15 protein-coding genes are annotated in these 16,150 nt (G+C 66.5%); 8 read left to right on the top strand and 7 right to left on the bottom strand.

The window, feature by feature from the left end; all coding sequences use genetic code 11:
• The first annotated feature begins 9 nt into the window (after positions 1 to 9).
• Positions 10 to 474: a T6SS immunity protein Tdi1 domain-containing protein gene (locus tag IBX22_RS10320; protein ID WP_194815070.1), complete on the top strand. Its 465-nt coding sequence runs from the start codon at positions 10 to 12 to the stop codon at positions 472 to 474.
• On the opposite strand, the gene IBX22_RS10315 is transcribed toward IBX22_RS10320, so the two are convergent.
• The gene (locus tag IBX22_RS10315; protein WP_194815069.1) at positions 464 to 1,936 is read right to left on the bottom strand and encodes an MFS transporter; all 1,473 of its coding nucleotides are present in this window, start codon (positions 1,934 to 1,936) and stop codon (positions 464 to 466) included. The two genes, IBX22_RS10320 and IBX22_RS10315, sit on opposite strands and share 11 nt — an antisense overlap.
• A 408-nt stretch (positions 1,937 to 2,344) precedes the next feature.
• On the opposite strand from IBX22_RS10315, the gene IBX22_RS10310 reads away from it, so the two are divergent.
• Complete coding sequence (locus IBX22_RS10310; protein WP_194815068.1) at positions 2,345 to 2,878, top strand: GNAT family N-acetyltransferase; 534 nt, start codon at positions 2,345 to 2,347, stop codon at positions 2,876 to 2,878.
• A gap of 481 nt (positions 2,879 to 3,359) precedes the next feature.
• Entirely contained in the window at positions 3,360 to 4,406 is a 1,047-nt protein-coding gene (locus IBX22_RS10305) for a hypothetical protein (RefSeq protein ID WP_194815067.1), read from the top strand.
• Positions 4,407 to 4,578: 172 nt separating this feature from the next.
• Here the strand turns inward: IBX22_RS10305 and arfB are convergent, their stop codons facing one another.
• The 4 genes from arfB to IBX22_RS10285 form a co-directional block, all read right to left on the bottom strand.
• On the bottom strand, positions 4,579 to 5,007 hold the full coding sequence (gene arfB, locus IBX22_RS10300) for an alternative ribosome rescue aminoacyl-tRNA hydrolase ArfB (RefSeq protein ID WP_194815066.1): 429 nt from the start codon (positions 5,005 to 5,007) through the stop codon (positions 4,579 to 4,581).
• 157 nt (positions 5,008 to 5,164) lie between these two features.
• Complete coding sequence (locus IBX22_RS10295) at positions 5,165 to 6,106, bottom strand: alpha/beta hydrolase family protein (protein WP_194815065.1); 942 nt, start codon at positions 6,104 to 6,106, stop codon at positions 5,165 to 5,167.
• A 247-nt stretch (positions 6,107 to 6,353) separates the two neighbouring features.
• The gene (locus tag IBX22_RS10290; RefSeq protein ID WP_194815064.1) at positions 6,354 to 7,574 is read right to left on the bottom strand and encodes an acyl-CoA dehydrogenase family protein; all 1,221 of its coding nucleotides are present in this window, start codon (positions 7,572 to 7,574) and stop codon (positions 6,354 to 6,356) included.
• Positions 7,575 to 7,607: 33 nt separating this feature from the next.
• Positions 7,608 to 9,002 carry an acyl-CoA dehydrogenase family protein gene (locus IBX22_RS10285; protein ID WP_375540212.1) on the bottom strand — a complete coding sequence of 465 codons (1,395 nt, stop codon included), beginning with the start codon at positions 9,000 to 9,002 and terminating at the stop codon, positions 7,608 to 7,610.
• A 141-nt stretch (positions 9,003 to 9,143) separates the two neighbouring features.
• Between IBX22_RS10285 and IBX22_RS10280 the strand changes: the two genes are divergently transcribed.
• The 3 genes from IBX22_RS10280 (at position 9,144) to IBX22_RS10270 (ending at position 12,372) form a co-directional block, all read left to right on the top strand.
• Entirely contained in the window at positions 9,144 to 10,682 is a 1,539-nt protein-coding gene (locus tag IBX22_RS10280; RefSeq protein WP_309234518.1) for a glycosyltransferase family 39 protein, read from the top strand.
• A 136-nt stretch (positions 10,683 to 10,818) separates the two neighbouring features.
• The gene (locus tag IBX22_RS10275; RefSeq protein WP_194815062.1) at positions 10,819 to 11,784 is read left to right on the top strand and encodes an SMP-30/gluconolactonase/LRE family protein; all 966 of its coding nucleotides are present in this window, start codon (positions 10,819 to 10,821) and stop codon (positions 11,782 to 11,784) included.
• Positions 11,785 to 11,859: 75 nt separating this feature from the next.
• A complete protein-coding gene (locus tag IBX22_RS10270; RefSeq protein WP_309234517.1) occupies positions 11,860 to 12,372 on the top strand; it encodes a GNAT family N-acetyltransferase in 513 nt (170 codons plus the stop codon).
• Here IBX22_RS10270 and hisN read toward each other — a convergent pair.
• Entirely contained in the window at positions 12,369 to 13,151 is a 783-nt protein-coding gene (gene hisN, locus IBX22_RS10265; protein ID WP_194815061.1) for a histidinol-phosphatase, read from the bottom strand. The two genes, IBX22_RS10270 and hisN, sit on opposite strands and share 4 nt — an antisense overlap.
• Positions 13,152 to 13,201: 50 nt before the next feature.
• Positions 13,202 to 13,780 carry an NADPH-dependent FMN reductase gene (locus tag IBX22_RS10260; protein ID WP_194815060.1) on the bottom strand — a complete coding sequence of 193 codons (579 nt, stop codon included), beginning with the start codon at positions 13,778 to 13,780 and terminating at the stop codon, positions 13,202 to 13,204.
• Between the two features lie 183 nt (positions 13,781 to 13,963).
• Between IBX22_RS10260 and IBX22_RS10255 the strand changes: the two genes are divergently transcribed.
• On the top strand, positions 13,964 to 14,821 hold the full coding sequence (locus IBX22_RS10255) for a helix-turn-helix domain-containing protein (protein ID WP_194815059.1): 858 nt from the start codon (positions 13,964 to 13,966) through the stop codon (positions 14,819 to 14,821).
• Positions 14,822 to 14,917: 96 nt separating this feature from the next.
• On the top strand, positions 14,918 to 16,033 hold the full coding sequence (gene prfB / locus IBX22_RS10250; RefSeq protein ID WP_194815058.1) for a peptide chain release factor 2: 1,116 nt from the start codon (positions 14,918 to 14,920) through the stop codon (positions 16,031 to 16,033).
• Positions 16,034 to 16,150 lie beyond the last annotated feature (117 nt).

Genomic DNA, 16,150 nt, shown 5'->3' with positions numbered 1-16,150 from the left:
GGTGTGGGCGTGGAATTGATCAAGTCGTTCACGACCGAACAATTCGAGTCCGCCCTCGCCTCCTGGGAATGGATCGGCCTGGAGGGCAAGACACCGCTGTGCGCGTCATTATTCGGCGATGTCTTCTTCGACTCCGAAGAAGGCCTGTGGTGGCTCGACACCCTCAACGGCGAACTCACCCGTCCCTGGGACAACGCCGACGACCTGGAAAAAGACCTGGACACCGAGGACGGCATGGAGCAGTACCTGCTCGCCACCTTGGCTGCCGACACCGCGGAAACAGGCCTCGTCCCGGCGGAGAACGAGGTCTACGACTTCACCCAGCCCCCGATCCTCGGCGGTGAACTCGAAGTCGGCAACGTCCAGGTCAACGACTTCGTCTCCGCCCTCAATGTCGCCGGCCAAATCCATGCCCGCGTGGCCGACCTCCCGCCCGGCGCCGAGGTCGACCCGCAACTCCTGGTTATCGAATAGAACCGGTGTTCGTCCGCTTGGGCAGGTAGAACATCAAGGCCCACATCACGGCGAGGACGCCGCCGACCCACCACAGCACGCCGGTGAAGGCGTCGCGGTTGAGCGCGCCGTCGGGTGAGCCGCCGGTGGCGGCGAAGAACACGAGGCCGTTCAGGGCGATGCCGAGGGCGTAGCCCAGCTGGAGAGCGGTGTTGAACAGGCCGGAGGCCGAACCGGCGCTGTCGGGCGGAACCTTCGCCAGCGTCAGATCGGCGATCGGTCCGCTGATCATGCCGAGGCCGAACCCGAGCAACAGGACCGGGACAGCCATCGCGAGCAAGGTCAGATTCTCGTGCCCGCCGCTGACCTGGAGCCCGTAGGCCGCCATCGAGGCGAGAGCGATCAGGGCTCCGGCCTGCGGCAGCCGACGCGCGAAGCGACCGGCGGTCTTCGTCGCGAGCATCGCACCGGCCAATTCGCCGACGGCGAGCAGCACGAACGCCAAGGCCGCCAGCAGCGGGCTCATGTGCAGGCCGCGCTGCAGGTACAGCGTCCAGGTCATGAAGAACAGGCCGCACAGCAGACCCATCATCAGCTGCGCGGACAGACCACCGGAGAACTGCTTGCCCTGGAACAACGAAAGCACCACCAGCGGGCCATCGTTCTTGCGGAGTTGCTGGTGGCGCAGGAAGACGCCGAGCACGAGCAGACCGCCGGCGAGCATCGCGAAACACCACAGCGGCCAGCCGTGGGCGTGGCCCTCGGTGAGCGGGAAGACGATCAGCACCAGCGCGATCGCGGACAGTAGTACGCCCGCGAGGTCGAGCCGGTCGGCATTGGCCGCGGTCGACTCGGTGATGAACTTGCGTCCGAGGACGATCACGGCGAGCCCGACGGGCACGTTGATCAAGAAGATCGGCCGCCAGGACAGCCCGAACAGGTCGGCTTCGGTGAGCACGCCGCCCAGCACCGGGCCCACGACGCTGCCCATCGCGAGAACCGCTCCGAAGAGACCGAAAGCCCTGCTGCGATTTTCGCCGGCGAACGTGACATGGAGGGTCGCCAGGACCTGCGGCATCATCACCGCGGCGGCACCCCCTTGCAGCACGCGGGCGGCGATCAGCATGCCGGGGCCGGCCGCGAGCCCGCACAGCAGCGAGGCCACGGTGAACCCGACAGTGCCCAGCAGGAACACCTTGCGCCGGCCGTAGATGTCGCCGAGCCTGCCACCGGTGATCAGCCCGAGAGCGAAGGTCAGCGCGTAACCCGCGGTCACCCATTGCACGGCGGCCGGTCCCGCGCCGAGCGACGCTTGCAGGGTGGGGATGGCGGTAAGGACGACCGAATCGTCGACGATGTTCATGAGCTCGCCGGTCAGCAGGACCGCGAGCGCAATCCTGGCGGCCGCCGGCATCGCCGAGGATGCACCCGGTGAGGTGCGAGCGGTGTGCTCGGGTTCGTTGTCGAGCATGGGGGAATTCACGGTGGGACTCCTGTTCAGGAATCGGGGAGCTCGCCGTCAACCGCACCGGGGCCGGACAACACAAAACCCGGGGCAGTAGGCAGAGCTGCACCCGGGAACGACAGAAACTGCAGGGAGGGTGACAAACTCAGGCCAGCGCAACGTCCGCCCCGGACACGTCCGAACGATCAGGACATGGGGGAACTACGGACGGCTACATGGCCTGGGATATAAGTCACCACCTCGATCCACTACAGAAGGAACAGGAATTCCGTGTCTGCCACCGAGAAATCTCGGAGCAGCGACTCGACCACGGTACGGCACTCGCGAGGTCCCGCGCATCCCATATTTGCGGGGTCGACCCTCGCCCGGTCAGCGACCGGGAAATCACTTGTCAGCCGAGCCCGCTAGTAACGAAGATCGCTACGCATGGACGGCTCACCAGGGATCCGCATCCGCACCGCTACCGAACGCGACGAACGCGCACTAGCGGCTATCGACCACGCCACTTGGACTCCGGAGGTGGCCCCCGTCCCCCTGTGGTCGTTGGACACACCCTTCTTCAATGACGAAACCTCACCGAAGAACGTCCTACTCGCCCACGAGGACAACCAAGTTCTGGGATATCTAAAACTCCGCCCGTCCCCCATGCCCGCATCCAGCGGCCATGTCCAGGAAATCAACGGCTTCGCCGTAACCCCCCATCACCAAGGCCGCGGCATCGGCCACCGCCTCCTCGACGCCGCCTTGCACGAAGCAACCAACCGCCGCGCCCGCCGCATCACCCTCAGAGTCCTAGGCACCAACACCCGCGCTCAGGCAATCTATCTCGCCCACGGCTACCGCATCGAAGGCCGACTCGTCGGCCAGTTTCTCCTCGGAGACCGCTACGTCGACGACGTCCTGATGGCCCTCGAAATCGGGCCCCCGCGCAACGAGGCCGCTCGGCTGAACACACGCTGATGCCACGTGGCGCGCGGCTCTACCGCAGCGCTGCGGAACAACCCAAAGTGCCAGGGGCCGACGCCATCTCAGATTCAGCAATGCACTTGTACTGGCTCCATTCGAGGGCACCCTCGGGCACCTGAACCAGATCCGGCCCGGATCGGGTCCTGACAGCAAGTGTGTACGAGCCGCTGGTCGCGCTGCACGAACCGACAAGCCGAAGACGTCGGAAGATCAACGGGCAGAGATCATCTCAGCGTCTTTCTATGCCGATTTCAGTGCGTCCGGGAAGCCTGCCCCGCCAGGAGGTCGGGTATGCAGCGGCAGGGTGTGGCTGTTAAAAGTCTGCTACCAAACCATCTCTGGCCGGTGCGTGCCCGCTTTGAGGATTGGAATCCCCCAGAGTGGCGGGCCCCGGTTATTTCCGCCCAGATCCATACTGGCCATCCACCGCATCCCCAGGTGCTTAATGCTGCAACAACTGTGTGGGAGGTTCCTGGTGCTCGATACCGACATTGCGACATGGTCGAAGCGTGCGCTGGTGCTGCTTACGGCCGCGCTGGTCGCGCCGGTTGCGCTCGCGAGCGCAGCACCCCCATCCAAGCCGCAGCTCAAAATTATGGACGACCAACCGTCGTGCAATGTGAAGGCACTTCCGGTGGGCGCTCCGGACCGTAAACAGGCGATCCTTACCGCCACGATACGAACTGTCTTCGGTTCGGGACTGGGACAAGCCGGTGATCGCGTGACCGTCAAGGCGGGGGCCGGGACCGCGGCGGTGAAAGCATCCGGGGGGAAAACCCTCAAGGGCCGGTTCTTGGACACCACGCAGACCGCGATCCTGTTTCCCCACGGCCAACTCGGGGACCAGTGGTCGAAAAAGTCCGGTATATACGGAATGCCGGTGGGCTACGTCAATCTTGCGGTCGCCGCCCCGGTTACCCTCGATGGGCCTGACCAACAGCTCGAGCAGGGAGCCAGCACGGGCTCGGTGGACATCAGCGTTCGCAACGAACGCACCGGCGCAACCGCCACGACAACGGTTGCCCTCGACAGGTGCAACGTGCTGCAGGCTGTTAAGGCCTCGCCCGACAGTCCTGTTTTATACCTGGACGACCCCGATTATTCACGGTGTGATCTGATCGGCGATCCGAAGGCGAAGGACGTGGTGTCGGTCTGGCTGCACGATAAGGTCGAATCGAACGGCTGGAAATCCGGCGCCCCGGTGCGGCTCGAGCTAACTGGCAAGATCACCGTCACCTACAGCAATGGCGACACCCTCGATGGCGCATTGTCGCCCGCTGCCTTTGACGCAGCCGCATGGAGTGTGCCACCTGACTCGAAGAACCACCACGGCATGCTGGGCCAACAAAGCGGGGGTTTGCATCTGACCAGTGCCGGCCAGATGGCAGTCGATCCGAAACGAGACATGAAGCAGGTCGCCGTGACCACGACGCTCACCGGCACCCGCTCAGGAAACCCCAAACAGACTGCAACGACCAGCAAAACAATGACCTGCCAACGACACCCCTACATGTCAGACTGACCCGAAAAATTGTCAACGCCGGTCGAATCTTGGAGTGCCGTCGACAGGAAGATCAACGACCCCAAGGACATCGGGCGTCGTCCGAACGCACCCTCAGGCCCCATTCAGCGCTCTTCGGCCTGTTCGACAACGACTCTGGCGCCGGTACCCCGACCTGTGGCGCTGCCTGCGGTTAGTCGTCGGGAGAGGCGCGGCGGTTGCGCTTGGTGACACCGCGTCGCTTCTTCGCGGCGATGCGACGTTCCTTTGCTCCGCGTGAGGGCTTGGTGGCGCGGCGAACGGGTGGTGGGGCGGCAGCGGCGTCACGGAGTAGCGAGGCCAGGCGTTCGCGGGCGGTCGCGCGGTTTTGTAGTTGTGCGCGTTGTTCTGATGCGGCGATCGTGAGGACCCCGTTGATCAGGCGGGTGGACAGGCGATCGAGCATCCGGGTGCGGAGCCATTCCGGTACGGAGGGCGAGTTGGCGAGGTCGAAGGACAGTTCTACGCGGCTGTCGGTGGTGTTGACGTGTTGTCCTCCCGGACCGGACGACCGCGAGAACCGCTCGCGCAACTCGGACCCTGGTATCACCAGGGTCCGAGTCACGGTCAGGTCCTCTGCCATGATCCGTCGCCGCTCTTTCCGATCCGCGAGTCGACTAGGCCAGGGCGGTCTAGTCGCGACTGACGTGACCTAGCCATTCACGATAGCGAGGACGTGTCGGTGGACAAGCAGAGCACGCTGAGCTGCGCTCGCCTTCGGCGATAAGGATCGGTTCGGGTCAGGCGCCGATGGCGCGGGCCAGGTGCGGCCAGGAGTCGTGCAGGTCGGTCTCGAACTGTCCCCAGGTGTGTGAACCCTCCGGGCGGTTTACGTGGATGACGGGTAGTCCGAGCTGGGTCAGGCGGGCTGCGAACGCCGCGGTGCACGAGCTCGCGATGGCTTCGACGGGCGGGGCCGGCCACCCGCCCTGGTCGATAGCGCCCGGTGTGCCGGTCGCGGCGGACAGGTAGATGGTTTTGCCGGCCAGTGCCGCCGCGTTGGCGAAGGCGTCGTGCGCTTGCCAGATCGCGCTACCGGGCGCGCCCCACATGTTCGCGGTGTTGGCGCCGCCGCGCCCGACCTGCGCGTTGATCATCGCAATGCCGAGCGGGTCCGCGGTCCACGGGCAGCCGCTGTAGGCCGCGACCGCGCTGTACAGATTGCCGGACTGGATCGCCAGATCCACCGCTGATCCCGCGCTCATCGACACTCCGGCGATCGCGTTGCGTCCGGTGCTGCCGAGCCGCGCGTCGAGCACACCGGGCAGCTCCTGGGTGAGGTAGGTCTGCCACCGGTTGCGGCCGATCGCGGGATCGTCGGTGACCCAATCGGTGTACAGGCTGAACTTGCCGCCCACCGGCATCACCACGTTGACGTGCTTGTCCGCGAAGAACTCTCGCACATCGGTGTCGTCCCACCAGGAAATGCCGTCTTCGCCACCGCCGACGCCGGTGAGCAGGTACAGCGTCGGCGCGGGGCCACCGGCCGCGTGGATCACCCGATTGCTGATCACCCGATTCATCGCGGGGGAGTAGACGTCGATCCGGGAGATGTTGTCGGCCAGTGGCGCCTCGTCCACCAGCCGGGGTTGCGCCGCGGCCGGCCCAACGGCCAAGACGGACAACACGAAAGCGGCCACGAGCACCCCCGAGAACGAGGCCGACAACTTTGAAAACGCCATAGTTCATCTATACCGCTAGGTGATCATGATGAAACCCCTTGCGCCGAACCACGATCCGGAACCACCCGCACGCGGGCAGTCGAGTGTGAGCCGAAACACGCACGCGCACCGTGTCGTAGCTCCTCGCCGAGGGCGACGCCGCAGCCGACCGGAGCGAGCCGGCGAGGCCAGTACAACCGACTCCGGGAACAAGAAATCCGGTGCGAGTCGAATTGCTGACTCGCACCGGATTTCGTTGTCTACCAGCTTACTTCAGTTCGGCACTGGTCTTGCCGAGTACACGCCGTGCCACGATCAGCTGCTGAATCTGCTGGGTACCTTCGAAGATGTCGAGGATCTTCGAGTCGCGACCCCACTTCTCCAGCAGGGTGTGCTGCGAGTAGCCGATGGTGCCGGCCAGTTCGACGGCCTTGAGGGTGACGTCGGTGCCGGTGCGGCCCGCCTTGGCCTTGGACATCGAAGCCTCGAGCGAGTTCGGCTTCTTGTTGTCGGCCATCCACGCGGCGCGCAGCGAGAGCAGGTAGGCCGACTCGTAATCGGCTTCCATACGCAGGAATTCGGCGGCGGCGGCGTGCTGGTTGTTCGGCGGGGTGTCGTAGGAGATCTCGACACCGGCGTCGGTCAGGATCGCACGCAGTTCCTCGAGGGCGGCGCGGGCGACACCGACGGCCATCGCGGCCACCAGCGGACGGGTGTTGTCGAAGGTCTGCATGACCCCGGCAAAGCCCTTCTCCACGTTGACTTCCGGGCTGCCGAGGATGTTGTCGGCGGGAATCCGGCAGTCCTGCAGCAGCAGCACTGCGGTGTCGGAGGCCTTGATGCCGAGCTTGTGCTCGAGCCGCGCCACCGACAGGCCCGGAGCGTCCCGCGGCACGACGAACGACTTGATGGCCGCGCGGCCCAGGCTCTTGTCGACGGTCGCCCACACCACGATGTGGGTGGAGCGCTGACCGGCGGTGACGAAGATCTTCTCGCCATTGAGCACCCACTCGTCGCCGTCGCGCACCGCGGTGGTGGTGACCGCGGCCGAGTCGGAACCGAAGGACGGCTCGGTGATCGCCATGGCGGCCCACACCTTGCCGAAACGCTCCAGCTGCTCATCGGTGGCGACCGCGGCGATGGCGGCGTTACCCAGGCCCTGGTAGGGGATCGACAGCATCAGGCCGACATCACCCCAGGAGGTCTCCAGGGCGTTCAGCAGCGCGGACATGTTGCCGCCGTTGCTGTTTCCGAGCAGTTCGGTGGCGTGCTCGTCCTCGTCGGAACGGCCACCGGCCGCGCCGCCGATCTTCTGGGTGCCCGAGTCGGCGAGGCCTTCCACCATGGCGGCCATGGTGTCCAGCTCGACCGGGTAATCGTGCTCGCCGAGGTCGTACTTGCGCGAGATCGGACGGAAGATCTCCTGCGCGACCTGATGCGCCTGGTTGGCGCTGGCCCGCAGCTTCTTGGGGAGTTCGAGGTTGATCATGAGGAATTCTCCTGGAAGTAAGGAACGGGCCGGTTAGATGAGCACGACACCTTCGGCGACGCCGACGGCCCGCAGATCGCGGTACCAGCGCTCGACCGGGTGTTCCTTGGTGAAGCCGTGACCGCCGAGCAGCTGCACGCCGTCCAGGCCGATCTGCATGCCCTTGTCCGTGGCCAGCTTGCGGGCCAGCGCCGCCTCGCGACCGAACGACAAGCCCTGCTCCGCGCGTGACGCACCCCGCAGGGTCACGAGACGGAGACCGTCGAGCTCGATGGCCATGTTGGCGACCATGAAGGCAACCGCCTGCCGGTGCGAGATCGGTTCGCCGAACGCCTCACGCTCGTTCACGTAAGGGATCACGTAGTCGAGCACGGCCTGGCCGGTGCCCGCGGCGAGCGAGGCCCAGCCCAGGCGCGCCAGGCGCACCGCGTCGGCGTAATCCTCGGCGCGGGACTTCGAGTCACCGTCGCCCAGGATGGCGTCGGTGCCGACCGCGACATTGTTGAGGAGCAGACGGCCGATGCCCGCGGCGCGCAGACCCATGCTCGGGTCGGCCTCCACGACCAGGCCGGGGGCGTCCGACTCGACGATGAAGATCGCCGGGCGGCCGTCGAGCTCGGCGGCGACCAAGAATAGTTCGGCGTCCGCGGCGGCCGGGACCAGGGACTTCACGCCGCTGAGACGGTAGCCGCTGGGCGAGCGGGTGGCCTTGGTCTGCAGCGCGAACGGGTCGAACAGGGCGCGCGGCTCGCTGATCACGACCGAGGCCTGCGGCACGCTCTCGCCGGTGAAGGCCGGGAGGTAGGTCTTCTGCTGGGCGTCGGTGCCCCACTGTGCCAGCGCGACCGCGACACCGGAGGGCGCCAGGATCGGCAGCGCCAGACCCATATCGCCGTGCGCGAGCGCCTCGGCGACGATCGAGTTGGTGACCGCGCCCCGCTCGGAGGCCGCGCCTTCGAGCTCCTCGGGCACATTGATCAGGGTGATGCCGAGCTCGGCGGCGCGTTCCAGCAGGTCACGCGGGGCCTTGGCGGCGGCATCGGCTTCGTAGGCGGCTGGGCGCAGGATCTCGGCGGCGAATTCCTTCACCGTCTCGACGATCATCTGCTGCTCTTCGGACGGAGTGATGTCGAAGAGGTCCTTCTTCTTGGACTCGTTCTCCGGCAACCGCTTCGGCGCGCCGCCGCCGGCGACCTTGTTGAACACGCGGGTCGCGGCGCCCAGGGTGCGGAAACCGGTCTTCGTGCCCTCGTAGGTGACTCGCTCGATCGGCTTGCGCAGGTTGTACTTCTCGGCGAGCTCCGACCCGGTAATGGTCGTCATGACCCGCATCGCCGCCCCCATCCAGTCCCGCTTGGGGTGGCTGAGGCCGACTGCGGACGTGTCTTGACGTCGCGTCGTTGCGCTGTCTCGAGTGCTCATCATCACCTGTTTTCTCGGGTGGGTGGGGTGAGGTCTTGTCCCAGCTATCTTACTGCGGAGTAAGTCTATCTTACTCCTCGGTAAGAACTGCGTCGAGGCGCAGCATACGCCGTTGTTTCCGATCACGGCACCGGGGCGGGTATCGCTGTGGCCGGCAATAGTGCGCAGCGCCTGGTCGGCGGGGTTTGCGCGCGGACCCGTACCCATGCCGCGAAGGTGGTCGCGGGCCACCGCGCGGTGTGGGACAGTGGCCGAATGTACTGGGTGGCAGGGGCTTTCGCCGCCGTACTGGCAGCGTTCGCGAACCGTTACGGCTATCACCGTGACGAGCTCTATTTTCTGGCCGCGGGGCGGCGACTGGAGTGGGGGTATGCGGATCAGCCGCCGCTGACGCCGTTGGTGGCTCGGGTGCTGTCCGCTATCGATGCGGAATCGCTTGTATCGCTCAGAGTTCCGGCTATTGCCGCGGCCACGCTGGTGGTGCTGTGCACGGGCTGGATGGCGCGAGAACTCGGCGGGGGACGGGCGGCGCAAGCGTTGGCCTCGGGGGCGGTAGCCAGCGCGGCGATGGTGCTGGGTGTTGGGCACATGCTGAGCACCGCGGTGTTCGATCTAGCTGCGTGGGCGCTGGTCGTTCTGCTGGTGCTGAAGGTGGTGAATGACGCCGACCGGCGCTGGTGGCTGGTGATCGGGGTGGTGGTGGGTGTCGGTTTGCAGAACAAGGTGCTGGTGATCTTCCCGGTGCTCGCCCTCACGATTGCGCTAACTTTGGTCGGTCCGCGGAAAGTGTTCTCCACCAGGTACTTTCCGGCCTCTGTTGGCATCGCCGGGCTGATCTGGCTGCCGTATCTGGCGTGGCAGGGCGGCAATGGGTGGCCGCAGTGGGAGTTGAGCCGCGCGATCGCGGGCGGGTCGTCGGGGACTTCGGATTCGCCGATCGAGTTCGTGGTCTTGCAGTTCGGTTTGATGGGGCCGTTGCTGGTGCCGCTGTGGGTGTTCGGGCTGTGGCGTTTGTGGCGGGCGCCCCGGTATCGCGCGTTCGCGGTGAGTTATGTGCTGTTGTTCGTGGTCTTCCTGGCGACCGGCGGGAAGGCGTACTACCTGGGCGGGATGTACCCGATCCTGCTGGCCGCCGCCGCGGTGCCGGTCGCGGAGTGGTTGGCGCGAAGCCGAATCCGTTGGGTCGCAATGGGTTCTGTCGTCGCGGTGAATGCCGTGGGTTCGGCGCTGTTGTTCCTGCCGGTGCTTCCGGTGTCGGCGTTGAACGATTCCCCGGTCCTCGCCGTCAACTACGACGCCGGAGAGACCGTCGGCTGGCCCGAATTCGTGCGGCAGATCGGCCAAGTCCGCAGTGGTCTCGGGCCCTCCATCGCCATCCTCACCGCGAACTACGGTGAGGCGGGCGCCATCGAACGCTTCGGTGCGGCCCACAACCTGCCGACGCCACACTCCGGTCACAATGCGTACTGGTGGTGGGGCCCACCGAGTGACACCGCATCCGAAGTGATCACCGTCGGTATCGACACCGACCGGCTCACCCAGTTCTTTGCCGACTGCCGGCCCGCAGGCCACATCGATAACGGCCTCGACATCGACAACGACGAGCAGGGTGAACCGATCCATATCTGCCGCAGCCCGCGTGCGCCATGGTCCGATCTCTGGCCCCAGGCAAAGCATCTCGGCTGATGAGCCCCCCGCGCGGTTGTGCTGTCGGAAGTGTTTGGAGCGGAGCGAGTTTCGATCTTGAAGGCCTCTGGTGCGGGCTGTGGTCGGCGATCTCGACACGCGCGGATACCAGGGTGCGGCTGTTAGGTTGTCCCGCATGGGAAAAGGGATGGGGAGTCGGCGGATTCGGGCTGTCGGCCTGACGTGCGCGATGGCGGTCGGGTTGATCGTCGGAGCGCCACAGACGGGGTTGGCGAATCCTGGAACATGCTCGGACGGTTGGGAAGTCGGTAGCGTCGTCAGCGGGATCGGGAATCTGGAGAATCTGGATTCCGATGGGGCGGGCGGGTTCTACGTGACGGGCATTCTCGACGGATATCTCGCACACGTCGATGCGCGTGGGCGGGTCGAGAAGCTGGTGACGGGGTTGAAAAGCCCGGCCGGCGTGCGCGTTGCCGGGAAGTACGTCTACTTCGTCACCGGCGACGGATTTATGGAGGAGCCCGGCACGCTGGAGCGCTACGACCGTGAAACCCGCACGGTGACAACACTGCTCACGGGGTTGAACGGCCCGAACGGGCTCCTGCTGCTGCCGGACGGCGACCTGCTCTTCACCAATATCGGCGTCAACGGCGTGCCATCCGGGATCTCGCGCTACCGCCCCAGCACCGGCGAATACACCAAGACCTGGGCCAATGTGCCACTGTCCAACGGAATCGCGCTCGCCCCAGACGGCACATCGATCTTCGCCGACAATCTGACCCTGCGGATCTTCCGCATCCCGCTGAACCGTCCCAGCGAGCAGACCGTCGTCGCCGGTGTCCCGCAACTGATGGGCCTGCTCGACGACATGGAGGCCACCCGCGCGGGCCAGCTCTTCGTCGCCGACCATATGCAGGGCGCGATCTACCAGGTAGACACCGCCACCGGAACCGCCTGCTCCATCGTCACCGGCTTGATCAAGTCCGCGGGCAACCGCAACCCGCCGGACGGCGCCACCTCCGTCCGGATCGCCCGCGACGGCGACACCTGGGCGCTCTATGCCACCAGCATGGACGGCACGCTCTATCGCCTCCGTCCGCCGGCCGGGCTCGACCTCACCCCCGCCACTCCCCAGCGCTGACCCAGGCGGGCAAGGGGCCACTGGCGTCCGGTGGTGGCGCGGTACTGTCGATTGAACTTCGTGAGAGGAGCGTTGGTGGTCGAGGCAGCTCCGATGGTGATGGCTCGGCCCGCGGATGCGGTGGATATCGCCGCGCTGCGGGATCGGCTGGCGCAGTGGATGATCGACAACGGGATCGCGCAGTGGTTGCCCGGCGAGTACACGGTCGATCGGGTGGCGGCGGAGGTGGCGCGCGGCGAGTGGTTCCTCTGGCGTGAAGGTGCGCAGCTGATCGCGACGGTCCGGTTGATCTGGCGGGATCCGGAGTTCTGGGGCGCCGACGACGCCGAAGCCGGGTACATCCACGGCCTGATGGTGGCCCCGGAGCAGCGCGGTCGTGAGCTCGGCGCCCGGATAATCCAGTTCTGCGCCGAGCGCACTCTTGCCCAGGGCATCACCCGGCAACGCTTGGATGCCGCGGCCGACAACCAGGTGCTCCGGAAGTATTACGCCACACAGGGTTTCACCGAACTCCGGGAAGCGCCGTTGCCGCCGGAGTTTCAAGGCACCGCGACGGTGCTCCTCTTCGAGAAAGACCTCGCCGACTAACGCAGGCGGTCGAGCACTTCGTCCTGGAGCAGGCCGTTGCTCGCGACCGCGTCGCCGCCGTGCGGTCCGGGCTTGCCGTCCAGCGAGGTGAAGACGCCGCCGGCCTCGCGGACGAGGATGTCGAGGGCGGCCAGGTCCCACAGCGACACTTCGGGTTCCGTGGCGATGTCGACCGCACCCTCGGCGAGCAGGCAGTAGGACAGGAAGTCGCCGTATCCGCGCACCCGCCAGACCGCGTCGGTCAGGTCGAGGAACTTCTCGCGCAGGCCACGCTCCCGCCAACCGGAGAGGCTGGAGAACGCCAGGCTGGCCGAAGCCAGGTCTGCGACGGCGGACACCGAAATCGGCTTCGCCGCCTCGGATCCGAAAGCCGACCAGGCCCCGGCGCCGCTCGAAGCCCACCACCGCCGGGCCAACGCGGGCGCGCTCACCACGCCCAGCACCGGTACGCCGTCTTCCAGCAGTGCGATCAGGGTGGCCCAGATCGGGACGCCGCGCACGAAGTTCTTGGTGCCGTCGATCGGGTCGACCACCCACTGCCGCCCGGTGAACTCGGCCTCCCCGCCGAACTCCTCACCGAGCACCGAATCGCCGGGCCGCGCATGTTCGAGCAGCCCCCGGATCGCCTTCTCCACGGCCAGGTCGGCATCCGACACCGGCGTCAGATCCGGCTTCGAATCCACCTTCAGATCCAGCGCGCCGAAGCGCGCCTTGGTGATCGAGTCGGCCTCATCGGCCAACCGGAGGGCAAGTTCGAGGTCAGAGGAGTGCGCAGCCACGAACCGAAACCCTATCCGGCGCTACCGCGCGAACAGTGCCCGGCACACGCTCACCCGACCGCCACGCTGCGGGCTGCCGTCAACGCGGCCGACCACCAGTGCAATTGGTCGAGCATCGCCGCGGCGGCCTCGTTCGGCTCGGCCGGGTCGACCAGTTTCCCTTCCTCATCGAAGAGCAGGTAGTACCGCGGGAACGAGACGTAGTTGCGGACGGTGTGGGCGTTGAGCTCGTTGAAGACCTGGCGCAGGTGTTCGATGGCGAGCAGGCCGCCGGTGAGGCCGCTGTAGCCGACGAATCCGATGGCCTTCTCGTTCCACTCGGTGAAGTGCCAGTCGATGGCGGTCTTGAGCGAGGACGGGTAGCTGCGGTTGATGTCGGGGGTGACGATGACGAAAGCGTCGGCGGCGCCGAGCCGCTCGGTCAGGTCCATCATGCCCGCGGGGCGGGGTGGGTTCGGCTCGAACATCGGTGGGGTGGCGGGCAATTCGAGCGGCAGGTGCGCATCGGCCAGGTCGATGACGTCGACCTCGAATCCGCCGTGCGCCTCGGCCTGTTGGGCGAACCAGTTGGCGACGGTGGGGCCGAAGCGGCCTTCCCGGACGCTGCCGATGATCACTGCGAGCTTCATGGGGTGCTCCTTCGACGGTGCGGGCCGCGGGTCGGCCGCCCCTCAAATCTGCGGCCGCGCGGCGTCCCCAGGAAGACCGCCGTGAGAGTGGTAGTGACAGGGTCACCTACGGGTCTTCGGATCTTGTTAGGTTCGAAGAGTGCGGGAGTGACCTGCACGGGGAGTTGGGGAGGAGTGAGGCAAGTGAGCGACAACGAGCTGGGCCTGTTCCTGCGGAGCCGCCGGGAAGCGGTCGCGCCCGCGAAGGTCGGCCTGCCCGCCGGCCCGCGCCGCCGCACTCCCGGATTGCGCCGCGCCGAGCTGGCCACCCTGGCCGGAGTGAGCGTGGAATACATCATCCGGCTGGAGCAGGGCCGCGACCGCCGGCCCTCGCCGTCGGTGCTCTCCGCCATCGCCGACGCCCTGCATCTCACCCCGAACGAGCGAATTCACCTGCACCGCTTGACCAAATCCGCGGACGCCGGATTCAGCTGCATGGGCTTCGTGCAGCCGAACCGCGAGGTCCGACCCGCGGTCCGCGCGATCCTCGAGCATCTCGAACCCGCGCCCGCCGTGGTGGTGAACCGCCTGAGCGAGGTCATCGCCTACACCGACGGCTACCACCGGCTGATGTCCTCGACCGGCCTGCTCGACGACCCGCTGCGCGCCAACCTGATCCTCTTCGCCTTCTGCGATCCGCGCGCTCGTGCCCTGTATCCGGACTGGTCGCATGTAGCCGACGAACTGGTCGCCGGCCTGAAGAACGGCCCGTTCCGCACCGATCCGGCAGCCGCCGCACTGGCCGATGAACTGACCGTCCTCGCCGGCGAGGAATTCACCCGCCGCGTCGACACGGTGCCGAGCCTGGCCGCCGCCACCGGCACCACCCGGATCGAGCACCCGGAGGCGGGCACTTTGCGACTGACCTTCGAAACCCTGGACCTACCGGCCGACGACGACCAGCAGCTGATCGTGCACCTCCCCGCCGACCAGGCCACCGCCGCGGCCCTCGACACTCTCGCCGGGCGTCGCCCAGGAGCGCTCCGCGCAGTCTCCGGTTGAAAAGGTCTCGTCAGCGCGAGGGCGCTGTCGCAAGCGGCATCCGCTCACCCGGCCTGAAGAGCCGCGGGGGGACGGAGCCCGCTAGTCTTGAACACCGTGCATCCTGACGTTTCCGCTGATCTCGCCGAACTCGACGCCACGCTCAAGACGGTCGAGTCGGTCCTCGACATCGAGGAACTGCGCCGCCGCATCGATGAGCTCGAACATCAGGCCGCCGACCCGGAACTGTGGAACGACCAGGACCACGCCCAGCAGGTGACCAGCGAGCTGTCGCACGCTCAGGGTGAGCTGCGCCGCGTCGAGGATCTGCGTCAGCGTCTCGAGGATCTGCCGGTGCTCTACGAGCTGGCCGAGGGCGAAGAGGAGGGTGACGCGCAGGTTCAGGCGCTCGCCGATGCCGATTCGGAACGGGCCGCGCTGCACATTGACGTGGAAGCGATGGAGGTCCGCACGCTGCTGTCGGGTGAATACGACAAGCGTGACGCGCTGGTCAACATCCGCTCCGGCGCCGGTGGCGTGGACGCCGCCGACTGGGCGCAGATGCTGATGCGCATGTACATCCGCTGGGCCGAGCGGCACAAGTACACCGTCGAGGTCTACGACACCTCCTACGCCGAAGAGGCCGGCATCAAGAGCGCCACCTTCGCGGTGAAGGCGCCCTACGCCTACGGCACCCTGTCGGTGGAGATGGGCACGCACCGCCTGGTGCGCATCAGCCCGTTCGACAACCAGGGCCGCCGCCAGACCTCCTTCGCCGAGGTCGAGGTGCTGCCGGTGGTGGAGACCACCGACCACATCGAGATCCCGGAGAACGAGATCCGCGTCGATGTGTACCGCTCCTCGGGCCCGGGTGGTCAGAGCGTCAACACCACCGACTCGGCGGTGCGCCTGACCCACATCCCGACCGGCATCGTGGTCACCTGCCAGAACGAGAAATCCCAGCTGCAGAACAAGATTTCGGCCATGCGCGTGCTGCAGGCCAAGCTGCTGGAACGCAAGCGGCTTGAGGAGCGCGCCGAGATGGACGCCCTCAAGACCAACGAGGGCGCGTCCTGGGGCAACCAGATGCGCTCCTACGTGCTGCACCCGTACCAGATGGTGAAGGATCTGCGCACCAACTACGAGGTGAACAACCCGTCAGCGGTACTGGACGGCGAAATCGACGCCTTCGTGGAGTCGGGCATTCGCTGGCGGATGCGCGAAGGCAACTGACGAATTGAGTTCTACAGGGATCGCAGAATCCGCAGGGTTTTTCGGGACCGGCCGAATTAGCTTGCGGCTGGCCGGTTTTCGGCCCGCTCACGCATTCGCTACCGAGCGGCAGCGCTC

Source organism: Nocardia sp. XZ_19_385 (assembly GCF_015355755.1).
In the GTDB taxonomy this organism is placed as follows: Bacteria; Actinomycetota; Actinomycetes; order Mycobacteriales; family Mycobacteriaceae; genus Nocardia.
This window is presented reverse-complemented; position numbering and strand designations above follow the sequence as displayed.